The 16,158-nt window shown below is 52.9% G+C and carries 15 protein-coding genes; 9 read left to right on the top strand and 6 right to left on the bottom strand.

What is annotated here, in order from left to right; genetic code table 11:
* Positions 1 to 6 precede the first annotated feature (6 nt).
* Positions 7 to 657, bottom strand: a complete 651-nt coding sequence (locus K1X45_RS13725; protein ID WP_370627041.1) for a response regulator transcription factor — start codon at positions 655 to 657, stop codon at positions 7 to 9.
* A 534-nt stretch (positions 658 to 1,191) separates the two neighbouring features.
* Here K1X45_RS13725 and pip point away from each other — a divergent pair.
* Entirely contained in the window at positions 1,192 to 2,148 is a 957-nt protein-coding gene (pip, locus tag K1X45_RS13720) for a prolyl aminopeptidase (protein ID WP_075654379.1), read from the top strand.
* 55 nt (positions 2,149 to 2,203) lie between these two features.
* Here the strand turns inward: pip and K1X45_RS13715 are convergent, their stop codons facing one another.
* Positions 2,204 to 2,680: a hypothetical protein gene (locus tag K1X45_RS13715; protein WP_220159172.1), complete on the bottom strand. Its 477-nt coding sequence runs from the start codon at positions 2,678 to 2,680 to the stop codon at positions 2,204 to 2,206.
* 248 nt (positions 2,681 to 2,928) lie between these two features.
* On the opposite strand from K1X45_RS13715, the gene K1X45_RS13710 reads away from it, so the two are divergent.
* Positions 2,929 to 3,294, top strand: coding sequence for a DUF952 domain-containing protein (locus K1X45_RS13710; RefSeq protein ID WP_220159171.1), 366 nt, complete (start codon positions 2,929 to 2,931; stop codon positions 3,292 to 3,294).
* Positions 3,291 to 4,391, top strand: coding sequence for a quinone-dependent dihydroorotate dehydrogenase (locus K1X45_RS13705; protein WP_220159170.1), 1,101 nt, complete (start codon positions 3,291 to 3,293; stop codon positions 4,389 to 4,391). Before K1X45_RS13710 ends, K1X45_RS13705 begins: the two co-directional genes overlap by 4 nt.
* A gap of 72 nt (positions 4,392 to 4,463) precedes the next feature.
* Here K1X45_RS13705 and glyS read toward each other — a convergent pair whose 3' ends face one another.
* The 4 genes from glyS to K1X45_RS13685 form a co-directional block, all read right to left on the bottom strand.
* Entirely contained in the window at positions 4,464 to 6,587 is a 2,124-nt protein-coding gene (gene glyS, locus K1X45_RS13700; protein WP_370627040.1) for a glycine--tRNA ligase subunit beta, read from the bottom strand.
* Between the two features lie 47 nt (positions 6,588 to 6,634).
* A complete protein-coding gene (locus K1X45_RS13695) occupies positions 6,635 to 7,603 on the bottom strand; it encodes a glycine--tRNA ligase subunit alpha (RefSeq protein WP_220160512.1) in 969 nt (322 codons plus the stop codon).
* Between the two features lie 203 nt (positions 7,604 to 7,806).
* Entirely contained in the window at positions 7,807 to 9,657 is a 1,851-nt protein-coding gene (locus K1X45_RS13690; RefSeq protein WP_220159168.1) for a tetratricopeptide repeat protein, read from the bottom strand.
* Positions 9,658 to 9,895: 238 nt separating this feature from the next.
* Positions 9,896 to 10,912, bottom strand: coding sequence for a polyprenyl synthetase family protein (locus K1X45_RS13685; protein WP_028233681.1), 1,017 nt, complete (start codon positions 10,910 to 10,912; stop codon positions 9,896 to 9,898).
* Between the two features lie 279 nt (positions 10,913 to 11,191).
* On the opposite strand from K1X45_RS13685, the gene K1X45_RS13680 reads away from it, so the two are divergent.
* The 6 genes from K1X45_RS13680 to moaB all read left to right on the top strand — a co-directional run bounded on the left by K1X45_RS13680 (position 11,192) and on the right by moaB (position 16,041).
* Positions 11,192 to 11,974 (top strand): tRNA1(Val) (adenine(37)-N6)-methyltransferase, encoded by a 783-nt coding sequence (locus K1X45_RS13680; RefSeq protein ID WP_220159167.1) that lies wholly within the window; start codon positions 11,192 to 11,194, stop codon positions 11,972 to 11,974.
* Between the two features lie 152 nt (positions 11,975 to 12,126).
* On the top strand, positions 12,127 to 13,308 hold the full coding sequence (gene nhaA / locus K1X45_RS13675) for a Na+/H+ antiporter NhaA (protein ID WP_220159166.1): 1,182 nt from the start codon (positions 12,127 to 12,129) through the stop codon (positions 13,306 to 13,308).
* Between the two features lie 82 nt (positions 13,309 to 13,390).
* Positions 13,391 to 14,245, top strand: a complete 855-nt coding sequence (locus tag K1X45_RS13670; RefSeq protein ID WP_220159165.1) for a S49 family peptidase — start codon at positions 13,391 to 13,393, stop codon at positions 14,243 to 14,245.
* A 113-nt stretch (positions 14,246 to 14,358) separates the two neighbouring features.
* On the top strand, positions 14,359 to 14,547 hold the full coding sequence (locus K1X45_RS13665) for a membrane protein (RefSeq protein ID WP_022711138.1): 189 nt from the start codon (positions 14,359 to 14,361) through the stop codon (positions 14,545 to 14,547).
* A 9-nt stretch (positions 14,548 to 14,556) separates the two neighbouring features.
* A complete protein-coding gene (locus tag K1X45_RS13660; RefSeq protein ID WP_220159164.1) occupies positions 14,557 to 15,480 on the top strand; it encodes a 4-(cytidine 5'-diphospho)-2-C-methyl-D-erythritol kinase in 924 nt (307 codons plus the stop codon).
* Positions 15,481 to 15,492: 12 nt separating this feature from the next.
* The gene (moaB, locus tag K1X45_RS13655; protein WP_220159163.1) at positions 15,493 to 16,041 is read left to right on the top strand and encodes a molybdenum cofactor biosynthesis protein B; all 549 of its coding nucleotides are present in this window, start codon (positions 15,493 to 15,495) and stop codon (positions 16,039 to 16,041) included.
* Positions 16,042 to 16,158 lie beyond the last annotated feature (117 nt).

Raw genomic sequence — 16,158 nt, 5'->3', positions numbered from 1 at the left:
TCCGGCTCAATCCAGCAGCGCAAAACCCGGGCCAAGCCGCGAGAGCAGAATCACCGCCTGTGTGCGGCTGTCCACACCCAGCTTCTGCAGAACCGCAGATACATGGGCTTTCACCGTGGCTTCTGAAATATTCAGTTCATAAGCCAGCTGCTTGTTCAGAAGCCCCTGTCCAAGCATTGAGAGCACGCGGGTTTGCTGCGGGGTGAGCGCGCGGATACGGCCAATCAGATCGGCAATCTCCGCATCATTTTCCGCGCCGAGTTCCATATCACCGGATACCCACTCCCCGCCGTCCAGCACGGTACGCACGGCCTCGCCGATTTCCTCAAGACTCGCGGATTTAGAAACAAAACCGGAGGCTCCGAGCTCCATGGCGCGGCGGATTGTGGTGACATCATCGGTGGCGGAAACAATCATAACCGGCAGCTGCGGATGCTGCGCCTTGAGATTGATCAGGCCGGATAAACCGCTGACACCGGGCATGGTCAGATCGAGAAACAACAGGTCAACATCCTGTGCCTCTTCTGCAACCTGTTGCAATTGCTGATAATTGTCAGCCTCAGTCACACTCTCAGGTTGAAAACCGTCCTGTAATATCTGTCGCAATGCGCCACGGAATAAAGGATGATCGTCGGCAATAATAAAATTCAATTCCATAAATTTCCTACCCCTTGCCTGCCCCCTCAGCAGTCTCCCCGCAAATCATCTCCTGAAAGCACCTTATCTCTTTATATAACCAAAGATAAAGTTAGAAATGACCTGTTTTCATCTTGCATTTTCTTCAGCCACAGAGCCCTTCCCGCTCCGCCTGCATTCCTGAAAATGCTCTGTTCTTTGTTTTTACATGCAACAGAACTGATCCGTAATCAGGATCAGAAACCGGTCAGACAAACTGGCTTCCATACCTCAGCGCTTCACAATTTCGCAATGCGCTCCGGCCACCGGCATTTCATTTCAATGATAAATCCGGCTTGAGAAAACCGGTGAATGCAATTTCCAGCACAATAAAAGCCGCCTGTAGCAGACGGCATGCATATTCATTATGCAATATTACAGGCAAAGCGTACAATATACAGTCTGATTTCTGCTTTTGCCGCGATGGTGCCGTATTGTCAGTTAGGGTGATGCCTGCTCTATATGCAAGAGAAAATCTTATTGCTTCGCAGATAAAATAACGCAAAAGGACGACCTATGACACGCCACAGCCTCTATCCGGAAATTCAACCCTATCGGGAAGAGATGTTGCAGGTCTCATCGCTGCACCGGATTTATTTTGAGGAATGCGGAAATCCGAACGGTAAGCCGGTCATTATGATCCATGGCGGTCCGGGCGGCGGCATCTCGCCGACTATGCGCCGTCTGCATGATCCTTCAGCATATCGTATCATCCTGTTTGACCAGCGCGGTTGCGGCCGCTCCACACCCCATGCAGAATTGCGCGAAAATACCACATGGGATCTGGTTGCGGATATGGAGCGTCTGCGCACGCATCTCGGCGTTGAAAAATGGCAGGTTTTCGGCGGTTCATGGGGCTCGACCCTTGGCCTCGCTTATGCACAAACCCATCCGGAGCGCGTCAGCGAACTGGTGCTGCGTGGTATCTTTCTGGCACGCCGTTTTGAAGTGGACTGGCTCTATAGCAACGGCGCCAGCATTATCTATCCGGATCGCTTTGAAGCCTATCAGCTGCATATTCCGGAAGCCGAGCGCGGCGATATGGTGGCAGCCTATTACCGTCGCCTGACTGATCCGAACCCGCAGGTGCAGATTGAAGCGGCACGCCGCTGGTCACGCTGGGAAGGCTCGGCAATTTCCCTGCTGCCGGATCCGGAACGCGAAAATGCGTTTGCACAGGATCACTTCGCCATCGCTTTTGCGCGTATCGAATGTCACTATTTCCAGAACCGCGCTTTCTTTGACACCGACGATCAACTGCTGCGTCTGGCTGACCGTATCCGCCATATTCCGGGTGTAATCATCCATGGCCGCTACGATATGTGCACGCCGTTCATCAATGCGTGGCATCTGAAGAAAGTCTGGCCGGAAGCTGATCTGCGTATTGTCGAAGATGGCGGTCATGCAGTGACCGAGCCGGGTATCACGCACGAACTGATCGAAGCGACACGCCGCTTTGCCAATATCGGCTAAAGCTGGTTTACTAATAAAAAAAGCGCCGGAAACGGCGCTTTTTCTTTGGGTGGAATTATGTGCGGTTCGGCACCGGTGCCGGCTCATCAAGGCTCTTGGCTACGCCCATGAAAGACCGCATGAAACGCTCCATATAGCCGAGCCCTTTTTCGAACTCTTCTTCACTTGGCAGGGTGCTGCTGGCGACACCGCTTTTCTCAAGCCTGGCGATACGCGCAGTCAGATCAGCAACCTGTTTTTCCAGCAGAAGTGTGCGTTCGTCATTGCTCAGCTGTGCCGGTTTGGTTTCAGCACATTCAATTTTACCGGCCTGTTCCTTACACAGTGCAAACTCACCGGTCTGGCGGTCAAGACGGATAATACCGGCTTCGGTTTTTTCCATGGAGTAACGCTGCATATCCTGTGCCGGAGACGGGCTCATCCCCCAAACCAGAGCCAAACCTGTGAGAGCCGAAAGAACGGCACTGCGTATAATAAGCTTGGATTTGTTTTCTTTTGCCACCGCAATCGCGATACCGGACCGGTTCTTCATCTGCCCACTCCTTTAATCTGTCTGCCTGGTATATGGGTTTTATCCAAGCATTTTCCAGTGCATCCTGTCAAAAACACAGAGCTGTCAAAGCGCACTTTTGCTCATTTGCAAAAATGGCGTTAACCCTTTATTAAAATTTAGAGGTGGCTTGTGACTTAATTTTGTCTTAAAAGCTGCCGGATGCGCCAAACCGGCCAGATATATAAAATGTCTGAACAGCTTTTCCGTTCACAACAATAGCGTTTTTCATGTCAAACAGTGATCCGTCACACCATACCATCTACAAGATTGCCACGCGCGCCCAATGGGCAGACGCTGAAAAGGCAGGGCATTTTTCCGGTGCCCCTGTTGATTTGCAGGATGGATATATCCACTTTTCCACCCATGACACGGTTGCAGAAACCGCTGCCAAGCATTTTGCCGGTCAGGATGATCTGCTGCTGGTGGCTGTTGATGCAAACCAGCTGGGCGATGAACTTCGCTATGAAATTTCCCGCGGCGGCAAAGCCTTCCCGCATCTCTACGCACATCTCCAGCTCACTGCGGTGCGCTGGGTGAAAGACCTGCCGCTCGACAGCGACGGCAAGCATCAGTTTCCGGAGCTTGGACAATGAGCGGTTTTTTTGAAAATATTGCCCGTCGCGCACTTTTTGCGATGGATGGTGAGCAGGCGCATGGCCTGTCGATTGCCGCACTGAAAACCGGCGTTCTCTCCAGCCCTGCCCCGCTTGACCCTGCTTTGCAGCAGACCATTGCCGGTCTCAAATTTACCAATCCGCTGGGTATGGCCGCAGGTTTTGACAAAAACGCCGAAGTGCCGGATGCACTGCTGAAACTCGGTTTTGGCTTTGCCGAAGTCGGCACTATCACACCGCGCCCGCAGGCTGGCAATCCGAAGCCGCGCATCTTCCGCCTTGTGGAAGACCGTGCGGTGATCAACCGTCTGGGCTTTAATAATGAAGGCCATGACGCCGCCTATAAACGCCTGAGCCAGCGCAACAGCTGCAGCAGCTGCGGTATTGTCGGTGTGAATATCGGCGCGAATAAAGACAGTGAAGATCGTGTAGCCGATTATGTGGCCGGTATTCATCGTTTCTACAGTGTGGCGAAATATTTCACCGCCAATATTTCTTCGCCGAACACACCGGGTCTGCGTGATCTTCAGGCCAAAGACAGTCTGCATATTCTCTTGGAGAAAGTTCTGGAAGCCCGCGATCAGGAAGCTGAAAAATGCACCCTGAAACGTCCGGTTTTCCTGAAAATCGCCCCTGATCTGACCGAAGAAGGCTTGGATGATATTGCCGAAGTCGCACTGGCACATCCGCTTGATGGTCTGATTATTGCCAACACCACTTTGTCACGCACCAATCTGGTTAATCAGATTGAAGCAAAAGAGACCGGCGGCCTTTCCGGTGCGCCGATTTTTGAGCGCTCAACCATTGTGCTTGCCAAAATGCGCCAGCGTATCGGCAAAGCGATGCCGATCATCGGTGTCGGCGGTGTGGACAGCGGCGCAACCGCGCTTACCAAGATTAAAGCCGGTGCCGATCTGGTACAGCTTTATACCGGTATGATTTATCGCGGCCCGACTGTACCAAAAGAGATCGTCAAAGAACTCTCCGCATTGGTGAAGCAGGCGGGTGTCGCCAATATCTCCGAACTGCGTGATTTGGAAACAGCTCAGTGGGCAGCCAAAGATATTCCGGCCTGATCTTTTAAAAAATTGAATATAAAAAAGCCGGAGCGGTCATCACCACTCCGGCTTTTTTGTATCTTTATTTGTTTAACCGCTGATCTTTGAGAAATCAGCGACCTGACCGGTCACGGAGCGGATTTTAGCCAGTAGCGCCAAGCGATTGGCGCGGATAGCTTCATTCTCGTCATTGACCATGACCTTGTCAAAGAAGGCATCAACCGGCGCTCGTAACTCGGCCATAGCCGACATAGCCGCTGAGAAATCTTCCTTGGCAATTGCCTCGGCGGCCTTGGTTTCTGCTGACTGCACCGCAGCAAACAGAGCCTTCTCTTCTTCATTATTGAAGAGCGCTGCATCAACATTGGCGGCAATAACAGTGCCCTTTTTCTCTTCAGCACCGAGAATATTGGCTGCGCGTTTAGTGCCTGCCAGCAGGTTTTTACCGTCTTCTTCATTGATGAAAACGATCAGCGCTTCAAGACGACGGGCAACCAGCAGCAGATTATCAGCATCAGCTGACAGGACTGCATCAATCGCATCGTGACGCGCGCCTTCATCCTTCAGATAGACCTTGAAACGGTCATGGAAGAAGGACAGCAGATCAGCGCCGACATCTTTTGATGCCAGACCTTCGATTGAAGCTATCGGCTTTTCTGCCTGAGCGATCAGTGCTTTCAGCTCCGCGCGGATATCATTTTCCAAAATCAGGCGGATCACACCCAGGGCAGCACGACGCAGCGCATAAGGATCTTTCGAACCTGTTGGTTTTTCATCAATCGCCCAGAAACCGACAAGCGTGTCGATCTTGTCAGCCAATGCAACAGCAACCGAAACCGGATCGCGCGGCACACGGTCGGACGGGCCCTGCGGCTTGTAATGATCTTCAAGTGCTGTTGCGACACCAGCATCTTCGCCCTGAAGCAAAGCGTATTTATGCCCCATTGCGCCCTGCAATTCAGGGAACTCGCCGACAACTTCGGTCTGCAAATCAGCTTTCGCCAGCACAGCCGCGCGGGCAGTCAGTGCAACATCTGCGCCGACCAGTGGTGCAATCGCCTCTGCAAGCGTCTTGATACGCGCCACGCGTTCGCCCTGTGTACCGAGCTTGGCATGGAAAGTCACATTCAGCGCATCCAGACGCGCCATACGCTGATCGAGCGGTTTGGCCAGATCAAGCGCGAATTTCGAGGCAGACGCTTTCAGCTTGTCCATATCCGGCATATCTGCCTGATCGGTATGCCAGAAATACAAAGCATCGGACAGACGGGCACGAACAACCTTGCCGTTACCGAAAGCGATTTCCTTGCCGCCGTCACGGGCAGCAATATTTGAGATCAGAATGAACTTGTTGGACAGTGCATCTGCCTCGCCCTGCTTGCGGGTGACAAAGCATTTCTGATTGGCACGGATGGTCAGACGGATCACTTCCGGCGGAATGGAGAGGAATTCTTCCTCAAACTCGCCCATCAGCACCACCGGCCACTCAACCAGACCGGAAACTTCTTCCAGCAAACCTTCGTCCTCAACCAGCTCCAGACCGGAAGCGAAGCTCAGGTTGCGGGCATCGGTGAGAATGATTTCTTTGCGGCGTTCGGCATCGAGTACCACATGCGCTTTTTCCAGCTTTTCGACATAATCGTCGAAGCGGCGCACGGTGATCGGCTGACCATCGCTCATGAAACGGTGACCGCGCGTGGTGTTACCGGAGCGTACGCCGCCGACTTCAAAATCCACCACGACGGTTTCTTCGGTTTCAGGACCAAACAGGCAGATGATCGACTGCAGCGGGCGTACCCAGCGCATCGCACCTGACTGTGCCGAAGCCTTGCCCCAGCGCATGGATTTCGGCCACGGGAAATTCTGCACCACATTCGGCACCAGTTCCGCGATAATTTCTTCCGCAGCACGACCGGATTTGGTGATGTGGGCGACGTAGAAATCGCCCTTCTTCGGATCGGAATGCACATGCGCCTGCGCAATATCGCTCAAGCCAGCTTTACGCAGGAAACCCTGAATTGCGGCTTCCGGTGCAGAAACGGACGGGCCTTTGATATCTTCATGCACGTCTTTTGAACGCACAGTCAGACCACGAATATCCAAAGTCAGACGACGTGGTGTCCAGTAAGGCGTTGCCGCCTCATAGGTCAGACCGGCTTCAACCAGACCATCGGTGATCATCTTCTTCAAATCACCGGCAGCTTTACGCTGCATGCGAGCTGGAATCTCTTCAGAGAACAATTCTAACAATAAATCAGGCATTATACACCTTCACGATTATAGTTGACGCCACCGGCATCGGTCTGAAGGAAAGCTTCGCCGCACTGGCGCGCAAGATTGCGCACACGCAGAATATAGCTCTGGCGCTCGGTTACCGAGATAACACCACGGGCATCCATCAGATTGAAAATATGCGAGGCTTTGATCGCTTGATCGTAAGCAGGGAAAACGCATTTGTGCAGAGAACCTGTCTCTTTTTTATTCCCACTCGTGCCTTCGACACTCGTCGCCTCTTGTGGTGCCCCTGCCGCAAGCACAGCTTTACATTCCGCTTCCGCATCGATGAAATGCTGGTGCAGCATATCAGTATTGGCGATTTCGAAATTGTAGCGTGAATATTCCTGCTCGGTCTGGAGGAACACGTCACCGTAAGTAACCTTGTCTTCACCTTCGAGGCCATTGAAGTTCAGGTCATAAACATTGTCCACGCCCTGCACATACATAGCGAGACGTTCAAGACCATAGGTCAGCTCACCGGCAACCGGTGAACATTCGATGCCGCAAACCTGCTGGAAATAAGTGAACTGCGAGATTTCCATACCATCGCACCAGCATTCCCAACCCAAGCCCCAAGAACCGGTGGTCGGGTTTTCCCAGTCATCCTCAACAAAGCGGATATCATGCAGCTCCGTATCAATGCCGATCGCTTTCAGCGAGCCGAGATACAGCTCCTGCAGGTTCGGCGGGCTTGGTTTCAACAACACCTGATACTGGTAATAATGCTGCATACGGTTCGGGTTTTCACCATAGCGACCGTCTTTCGGACGACGTGACGGCTGCACATAGGCAACATTCCACGGCTTCGCCCCCAGAGCGCGCAGAGTGGTGGACGGATGCAGCGTACCCGCCCCGACTTCCATATCGTAAGGCTGCAAAATTGTGCAGCCATGCTGCGCCCAATAATGCTGGAGCGCCATGATAAAGCCCTGAAAAGAGCGGGTCGGATGCAGGTGTTCAGGCAATGTGCTGGTCACGGAAGGCCTCGTTGGAGCATTCTTGGCGAGATCGGCTATCAAAACTGATCTTCTTGCAAATCATGCGTGGTGAAAACGGTGAAAGCTGAGCCATAACAGCTCAGCTCCGCCGAAAAACAGATAGTTTGTCCTAATTATTCCGCGTTAAACGGTCAAGACTTAAAGCCGGATAGCAAGCATTATGGCTTGGCAGCAGGATCGGCAGGCTTAGCATCCGGTGCTTTCTCCGGCGCCGTGTCAGGTTTTGCTGGCGCAATATCTTTCACATCAGCTTCCGCCGTCTGTGTCAGCCCCTGCTTCAGCTTCTTCTCGATCTTGGCCAGCTCTGCCGCTTCAGGCTTACCGGCGATAGCATGGTTCCACTGGAAAGTCGCTTCCAGCCCGCGCCCCGCCTGCCAATAGGCATCGCCCAGATGATCATTGATTGTCGGATCTTCAGGGCGCAGCTTGACTGCCTTTTCCAGTTCGACAACGGCCTCATTATAGCGGCCAAGCTTGTAATAGGCCCAACCAAGGGAATCGACGATATAGCCATCCTGCGGGCGCATCTCGACGGCCTTGCGGATCATCTGCAAAGCTTCTTCCAGATTTTCACCGCGATCGACCCATGAATAGCCGAGATAATTCATCACCTGCGGCTGGTTCGGAAACAGCTCCAGTGCTTTGCGGAAATTAGGCTCGGCCTTATCCCACTGTTTCAGACGCTCATAAGCAATGCCGCGCTGATAGAAAACCGGCCAGTCCTGACGCACGGGCGATTTAATTTCCGCAACGGCCTGATCATAAGTCTTTGCCGCATTTGCCCAGTCTTCTTTCTGGGCATAAACACCGCCAAGCGCCAGATAGGAACGGTTGTCCTTATCATTGCTGCGCAGATTGTTTTTCAGATGCTCGATCGCCTCATCGGGCTTGTCTGTTTCAGCCAGATTAAGCGCCAGCTGCATTTCCGCATCGCGCTTATAGGGCGATTTATCCGCAACGCGGCCGTAATATTTAATCGCTTTTTCCGGCTGGCGCAGTTTGGCAGCAATATCGCCCAGCTGGAACAATGTAGCGTCATTATTCTCACGCAGCTCACCGGACATTTGCAGATAAATGGTTGCAAAAGCCTCGGCACCGCCGCGGTTAATCGCGGTTCCCAAAGAATAAAGAACCTCAGCCGCGCCCTGCTGGGGGCTGCGCATCTGCGGATCAAGCTTTTCACCGTCTTCAAGCTTCTGGCGTACTTCGCGCAGGATCACGCGGCCGCTGAGAATTTGCTCGGCATCTTCCACCAGTTTAATCGCACCGGCTTTATCGCCCTGACGCTGTTTGAAATCAGCATAGGCGTAAATGATGCGCTCATAAGTATCGGGGGCAGCGCTGCCGCCTTCTTTATCAGCCACGGCCTGCGCGTAGAATTTATCCGCAGCCTTGGTCTGACCGGCGCTGTCTGCAATCAATGCCGATGTGTAAGTTTTGAAAAGATCGTACCAGACCGGTCCGTCAAGCTTATCAACTGCTGCCAGCGCGTCTTTCGGACGACCTTCACCGTAGAATATCCATGCCGTCATCAGGCCGGTTGCTAAGCGATCCATCTCTGACTGCTGGGTGAGCTTCAGATTGGTACGGGCAGTGCGGTAATGCTTGTCGTTGAAAGCCTTGATCGCCAGAATGATACGGGAGAAACGCTCGACTTCCGGCTCATTTTTGAGCGCACGGGCAAAGGGCAACGCTTCATCCAGCTGACCGTCGGTCAGATAGGACAGCAACAGGTCACGCTTCATCGGCTGGTTTGACGGATCAAATGCCAGTGCCTGACGATAATAAGCGATGGCTACAGGAAGATTATTGTCGATCTCGGCAATGCGACCGGCCAAATACGCACCAGGGAAAGAACCTGCACGCGAAACAATCACAGGCTCATCTGTCGCCACCGCTGTCTTTGCCGCAGATGCAGCATAGGCCGCGCCGGAGACACCACTTGTGAAAGCCGCCCCTGCCATCAAAGCGAAAACCAGAGCACGCGCTTTAACTGTATTCCGCCGCATCGGCATTTCCCCTTGCATTTATAGAGCATTTCCAATTTTGAAACAGAAAGAATGCTCTATCTCTTTATTTTACACATTTCCTGACGCAAAACCGGTTGCCACTTTTGCTGGAAATGCTCTGGTCTGGCTTATTTCCGAAACAAACACACCATCCGGCCATGTCGTGGTTTTTATATGGCCGGAGAAAAGGGTATTTCAAAGTCCGGTACCGGAAATATGCGCCGGTACCGGTCAATAATCAGTTTACACGGCTGATGCAGAAATCAATCACATCAATCAGAGCATCTTTTTGCGGGCTCTGCGGCAGCGGTGCCAGTGCATCACGGGCGATTTCGCCGAAATGACGCGCACGCTGTACGGTATCGGCAATTGAACCATGCTTGGTCATCAGGCCGATAGCCTTCTGCAAGGCTTCATCATCATTATTGCCCTGCTCAATGGATGACTTCCAGAAAGCACGTTCGTCTTCGGAACCACGGCGATAGCTGAGCAACAGCGGCATGGTGATTTTCCCTTCACGGAAATCATCACCCACATTCTTGCCGAGATCCGCCGCCGAACCGCCATAATCCAGCGCATCATCAATCAGCTGGAAAGCAAGGCCGAGATTGAGACCATAGGAGCGCAGCGCCAGACGCTGTGCACGCGGTGCATCGGCAATGATCGGACCAACTTCGGCAGCAGCAGAGAACAGCGCCGCAGTCTTGGCTTTGATAACGGCCAGATATTCGTCTTCCGTGGTTTCCATGTTTTTGGCGGCGGCGAGCTGCATCACTTCACCTTCGGCAATCACCGAAGCCGAAGTTGCCAGCACATCCAGCGCGTCGAGCGAACCGACATCCACCATCATTTTGAAAGCCTGACCAAGCAGGAAATCGCCGACCAGAACGCTGGCCTGATTGCCCCAGATCATCCGCGCGGTGCTTTTGCCGCGGCGCAGATCGCTCTCATCCACCACATCATCATGGAGAAGCGTTGCCGTATGCATAAATTCAACGCTGGTTGCGAGCTGCACGTGACCTTCGCCCTCATAGCCGAACATGGCTGCAGCAGCGAGCGTCATCATCGGACGCAAACGCTTACCACCCGATGAAATCAGATGATTGGCCACTTCCGGTATCATCTCAACATCAGAACCGGCTTTGGACAGGATAAGCGCATTGACACGTCCCATATCCGCTTTCGTCAGATCAACCAGCTTCTGAATGGACGCCTGCTGATTTTTTTTCTCATCGAGATTGAGAACCACACCCAATGCCATATCTCCAGTTCACGCGGCCTGATAATGAGACCCGTTTTATAGCCACACATTATTCAAGGCGGCCTTTATGCTCAAGCGTCAAATGCACCAAAAGCCGTGCTAAAGGCAAGTGTTGCGAGCCGCAACACAACACAATAAAGCATATTCTGCTGATATAAGATGTCAAATTGCTGTCAGCAAACAGAATTGCGGCTTTCACCGCCTCTATACAGAATCGGTTAAAGCCGGTTTGATCGCTTTCAGTCTGCAACAAGTCAGGAAACTGCCGTCTTTATGTCTGCTCCGTTCAGCTCTCTGCCCTATGGCGAAACTCTCGATGCCTTTCACCGTGGTGCATTCTATCTGGTGCAGCCATCCGCAAAAGGTCACCGTTCGGGGATTGATGCCATGATTTTGGCAAGTGCGGTGCCAACGGATTTCAAAGGTACAGTTGCGGATCTCGGTGCCGGTGCCGGTGCGGCAGGACTGGCCGTTGCCTCGCGCTGTGCAAACGCAGATGTCACCCTGATTGAGCGTTCACAGGAAATGCTGCTCTATGCGGAAAAATCCTGCACATTGACCGAAAATACCCATATGCATGGCCGTCTGTCATGCCTGCAGGCTGATGTGACAATGACAGGCCCTGCCCGTCAGGAAGCAGGGCTGGCTGATAATCAGTTTGACTATGTGATTATGAACCCGCCTTTCAACCAGAGCCATGACCGTGCCACGCCGGACGATTTAAAGGCGCAGGCACATGTGATGCATGAGGGCATGTTTGAAAGCTGGATACGCACAGCATCGGGCATTTTACGCCCGCGCGGACATATTGCGATCATCGCACGTCCCGCCAATCTGAATGAAATCCTGTCCGCGATGGAGCGCCGTTTTGGCGGTATCGCAATTCTTCCGCTCTATGCCAGACCGGATGAACCGGCCATCCGTGTCGTAATTACGGGCATAAAAGGCAGCCGCGCTCCGGTTTTCCTTGCGCCGCCGTTAATTTTGCATAAAAGTTCCGGCCATGAATTTACGCCACGTGCAGAAAGCCTCATTAATGGTTGCGACAACCTGTAACGGTTGTTGTTCAGGAGGACGGAGCACATTTTCCCGAAAACACGGACTGTCCGAACAGGTCTTTCGCTCTATTTAAAGCGCGGAACTCTGAGGACAGATCAAGGGTTGAGCGTTGTCAAAACGCTGCCCGCAAAGAAAAAGGCCGATACCGGATGACACAAAGCCAGACCAAGCGCCCCTTCTCAACGCTCCGCCATTGGCTCGACAGTGAATCCGCCAGCGGTATCGCTCTGATGATTGCCGCTGCTCTGGCTCTGATCGTTGCTAATTCGCCGCTTGCAGCCACCTATTTTCAGGTTCTGGAGAGCAAGCTCGGCCCGATGAGCATTCTGCACTGGATTAATGACGCGCTGATGGCCGTCTTCTTCCTTCTCGTTGGTCTCGAAATCAAACGTGAGTTTCTCGACGGCCAGCTTGCCAGCTGGTCGAACCGCGCTTTGCCCGGCATTGCCGCCGCTGGTGGCGTGATTGTTCCGGCACTGGTTTTTGCCGGTTTCAACTGGTCAAATCCTGAAACCATTCGCGGCTGGGCTATTCCGTCGGCAACCGATATTGCCTTTGCACTCGGTGTGCTGTCGCTGCTCGGACCACGCGTTCCGACCAGCCTGAAAGTCTTTCTGGCAACGCTCGCTATTCTTGACGACCTCGCAGCCGTTGCGATTATCGCCGTGTTTTACACTGCCGATATTTCCACGCTCTATCTGGCCGGTGCAGCCGGTATTTTCATCGCCATGTTCGCCATGAACAAGATGGGCGTGATGCGCCTCACACCTTATCTGATCCTCGGTGCCGTGCTTTGGTATTTTGTACTGCGCTCCGGTGTTCATGCAACGGTTGCCGGTGTGCTGACCGCGCTGACTATTCCGATCAAGCCGGCTCTTGGCCGTCCCGATGATATGAGCTCCCCGCTGCACACGCTGGAACATGCGCTGGCAAAATGGGTCGGCTTTGTCATTGTACCGATCTTCGGCTTCGCCAATGCAGGCGTTTCCTTCGCCGGTATGAGTCCGTCGATCCTTGGTGACTCACTCACACTCGGTATTGCGCTCGGCCTGTTTATCGGCAAGCAGTTTGGTGTCTTCGGTGCCGCATGGATTGCTATCCGTGCAGGGATTGCCACCAAGCCGATGGGCGCAAGCTGGACACAGCTCTATGGCGTGGCACTGCTCTGCGGTATCGGCTTTACCATGAGCCTGTTCATCGGCCTGCTGTCCTTTGACAATGACCTGCTGCACAGCGAAACCAAGATTGGTGTTCTGCTCGGCTCCCTGCTCTCCGCCGTTTGTGGCTGGGCATTGCTGCGCATTTCCACACGCAACCGCGCTGTAAAATAACAGGTTCAGTTTTCACCCGCTGTGGCTATAACAGCGGGTGAAAACTATTTTATCGTCTGCTTTTTCACACCGGAGATTTTCAGTGCCGTCACTTATCAGCCGTGTTATCCCGCGTCGCTTCCGGGCTTCCAGTGTTGAAATTCCGGTTGTCCGGCTGAGCGGTGCGATCATGACCGGCAACAGCCCTTTACGGCAAAATCTGTCGCTCGAAGGCATCGCGGTTCAGCTGGAAAAGGCCTTTGCCAATAAGCACAGTCCTGCTGTGGCACTGAGCATTAATTCCCCCGGCGGTTCACCGGTACAATCACGACTGATCTATAAGCGTATCCGTGATCTGGCCGAAGAAAAGAACAAGAAAGTCCATGTCTTTGTTGAGGATGTGGCGGCTTCCGGTGGCTATATGATCGCTATTGCCGGAGACGAGATTATTGCTGATCCGTCTTCCATTCTGGGTTCGATCGGCGTGGTTTCCGCTTCCTTTGGCTTTACCGAACTCATCAAGAAAATCGGCGTTGAGCGCCGCGTGCACACGGCAGGTAAAAACAAAGCCACGATGGATCCGTTTCAGCCTGAAAAAGCATCGGATGTCGAACATATCAAAGCGCTGCAACTGGAAATTCACCAGACCTTTATTGATATGGTGAAAGCACGGCGTGGCGCTAAGTTGCAAGATAATGACGATCTTTTCACCGGCCAGTTCTGGACAGGCATTACGGCTTTGCAGCTCGGGCTGATTGATGGTCTGGATGATATGCGCTCGCATCTGCGCAAGCTCTACGGAGAAAAAACCAAGTTTAATCTGATCCAGCCTTCGCGCGGGCTGCTGGGGCGCAAAAATACAGGCGGTATTTCTCATGCGCAAATGCTTGGCGCAGCAGGCGAAAGCCTGATGAATGTACTCGAAGAAAAAGCTCTTTGGTCGCGCTATGGCCTGTAACAGGCTTATGTTATCATAATATCATCAGAATAAGATGCTATAAGAGCTTCTTGAAACGAGGTTACAGCCTGATTAAATCAACAGGCATGTTATTTTTCCGGAAAGGAGCCGGTATGCCACAGCTGATTTTTCTGATCCTTTTGGTTGCAGCTGCGATCTATGGCTATCGCTCCTTCAAACGCGAAGCGGCACGTGTTTCCCAGAAAGTCCGTCAGGCCGAACAGGAAGCCCGCACAGGTGCCAGCGGCACACTGGTACGCGACCCGAAAACCGGTGTTTACCGTCCGGCAGATAAAGACTGATCCTAAAGCATGCCAGATATTTTAGCTTCACAGGCGGTAAGCCAACAGACTGCCTCACATCTTCGCGCCACAGCCTATGCCAAGCTTAATCTGGCATTGCACGTGACCGGACGGCGCGAGGACGGCTATCATCTGCTGGACACGCTTGTTGCCTTTGCCGATTACGGTGACGAACTCACAGTGTCCCCTGCACAGGAAGACAGTTTTACGCTTTCCGGCCGCTTTGGTGCGGGGCTGCCAGCCAATGGCGACAATCTTATTTTAAAAGCGCGTGATCTTCTGCGCGTACATTTTCCACAGCACAGCTCTGGCGTTGCCATTCATTTGGAAAAAAATCTCCCCGTTGCTTCCGGTATCGGCGGCGGGTCTAGCGATGCCGCTACGGTGCTGGCACTGCTTATGCGCCTGTGGAATATCGAAGCGGAACAGGCTTTGCTTGAGCGAATTTGCCTGCAGCTTGGCGCTGATGTGCCGATGTGCCTGCATGGTCAGCTCAACGGCGGTGCATTGATTGCCAAGGGCATCGGTGAAGATGTGCAGCGGCTGTCCGGCCTGCCGGTATTGTCGCTGGTGCTTGTGAATGACGGAACAGCAATTTCCACGCCCCAGATTTTCAAACATATGCAGAAGCGTGATAATCCTGCACTGCCGGAACTGACACGCTTGAATAGTCAGGCGGAGCTTTGCAACTTCCTGCAATCAACCCGCAATGATCTGCTGCCATCCGCTGCAGAGCTTGCACAGCAATTGCCGGAAATTCTGCAGGTTTTGCGGGACAGCGGCGCACAATATGCGCAAATGTCCGGCTCAGGCGCGACCTGCTTCGGCATTTATGATACAGCGGATCAGGCGCAACAGGCGGCAATGCATTTGCAACAGCAAAATCCGCATTGGTTTGTCTGCGCAACCACGACCCTGCCCGACAAGATTTAACCGGAGACAACCATGCCCGATACAGTCAAAGCCGAACGTCCGTTCATTCCGGTGGGTATTGCGGTGCTGACGGTTTCAGACAGCCGGACATTGGAAACCGATACATCCGGTGCATTTCTTGTCTCCCGTATTGAAGAGGCAGGCCATCTGCTGCGTGACCGGCAGATCGTGACTGATGATGCTGCAAAAATCCGTGAACTGGTTGTGCAATGGTCCAAAGATCCGGCAATTGATGTGGTGATTACCACCGGCGGCACCGGCTTCACCGGACGCGATGTGACACCTGACGCTTTGGAGCCGGCCTTCGACAAACGTATGGATGGGTTTTCGGTTATCTTCCATCAGCAGTCCTATGCCAAGATCGGCACTTCTACGATCCAGTCACGCGCAACTGCCGGTCTCATCAACCAGACATTTGTTTTTGTCCTGCCGGGTTCCGGCGGTGCCTGTCGCGATGCATGGGACGGTATTCTCGCCCAGCAGCTCGACTATCGTCACCGCCCGTGCAATTTCGTTGAAATCATGCCGCGCCTTGATGAACATTTGAAACGCAAAAGCTGATTACTAAAAAGACATAAATTAAGTTCTTGCTTTGTTCTTATTTTCAGATTAAATTTGAACCATAAACGGCGCATCAGAGTCGCATAATTCGCGCCGTATTCATTGCTTCATTTTGAT

It is taken from the genome of Pseudochrobactrum sp. Wa41.01b-1 (genome assembly GCF_019464455.1).
Classification (GTDB): Bacteria; Pseudomonadota; Alphaproteobacteria; order Rhizobiales; family Rhizobiaceae; genus Pseudochrobactrum; species Pseudochrobactrum saccharolyticum.
Note: the sequence above shows the minus strand (reverse complement) of the source record. Positions and strands in the feature narration are given on the sequence as shown.

Coding starts and splice junctions, on each gene's coding strand:
- K1X45_RS13725 (WP_370627041.1), bottom strand. CDS start 657: ATGGAATTGAATTTTATTATTGCCGACGATCATCCTTTATTCCGTGGC.
- pip (WP_075654379.1), top strand. CDS start 1,192: ATGACACGCCACAGCCTCTATCCGGAAATTCAACCCTATCGGGAAGAG.
- K1X45_RS13715 (WP_220159172.1), bottom strand. CDS start 2,680: ATGAAGAACCGGTCCGGTATCGCGATTGCGGTGGCAAAAGAAAACAAA.
- K1X45_RS13710 (WP_220159171.1), top strand. CDS start 2,929: ATGTCAAACAGTGATCCGTCACACCATACCATCTACAAGATTGCCACG.
- K1X45_RS13705 (WP_220159170.1), top strand. CDS start 3,291: ATGAGCGGTTTTTTTGAAAATATTGCCCGTCGCGCACTTTTTGCGATG.
- glyS (WP_370627040.1), bottom strand. CDS start 6,587: ATGCAGCGTAAAGCTGCCGGTGATTTGAAGAAGATGATCACCGATGGT.
- K1X45_RS13690 (WP_220159168.1), bottom strand. CDS start 9,657: ATGCGGCGGAATACAGTTAAAGCGCGTGCTCTGGTTTTCGCTTTGATG.
- K1X45_RS13680 (WP_220159167.1), top strand. CDS start 11,192: ATGTCTGCTCCGTTCAGCTCTCTGCCCTATGGCGAAACTCTCGATGCC.
- nhaA (WP_220159166.1), top strand. CDS start 12,127: ATGACACAAAGCCAGACCAAGCGCCCCTTCTCAACGCTCCGCCATTGG.
- K1X45_RS13665 (WP_022711138.1), top strand. CDS start 14,359: ATGCCACAGCTGATTTTTCTGATCCTTTTGGTTGCAGCTGCGATCTAT.
- K1X45_RS13660 (WP_220159164.1), top strand. CDS start 14,557: ATGCCAGATATTTTAGCTTCACAGGCGGTAAGCCAACAGACTGCCTCA.
- moaB (WP_220159163.1), top strand. CDS start 15,493: ATGCCCGATACAGTCAAAGCCGAACGTCCGTTCATTCCGGTGGGTATT.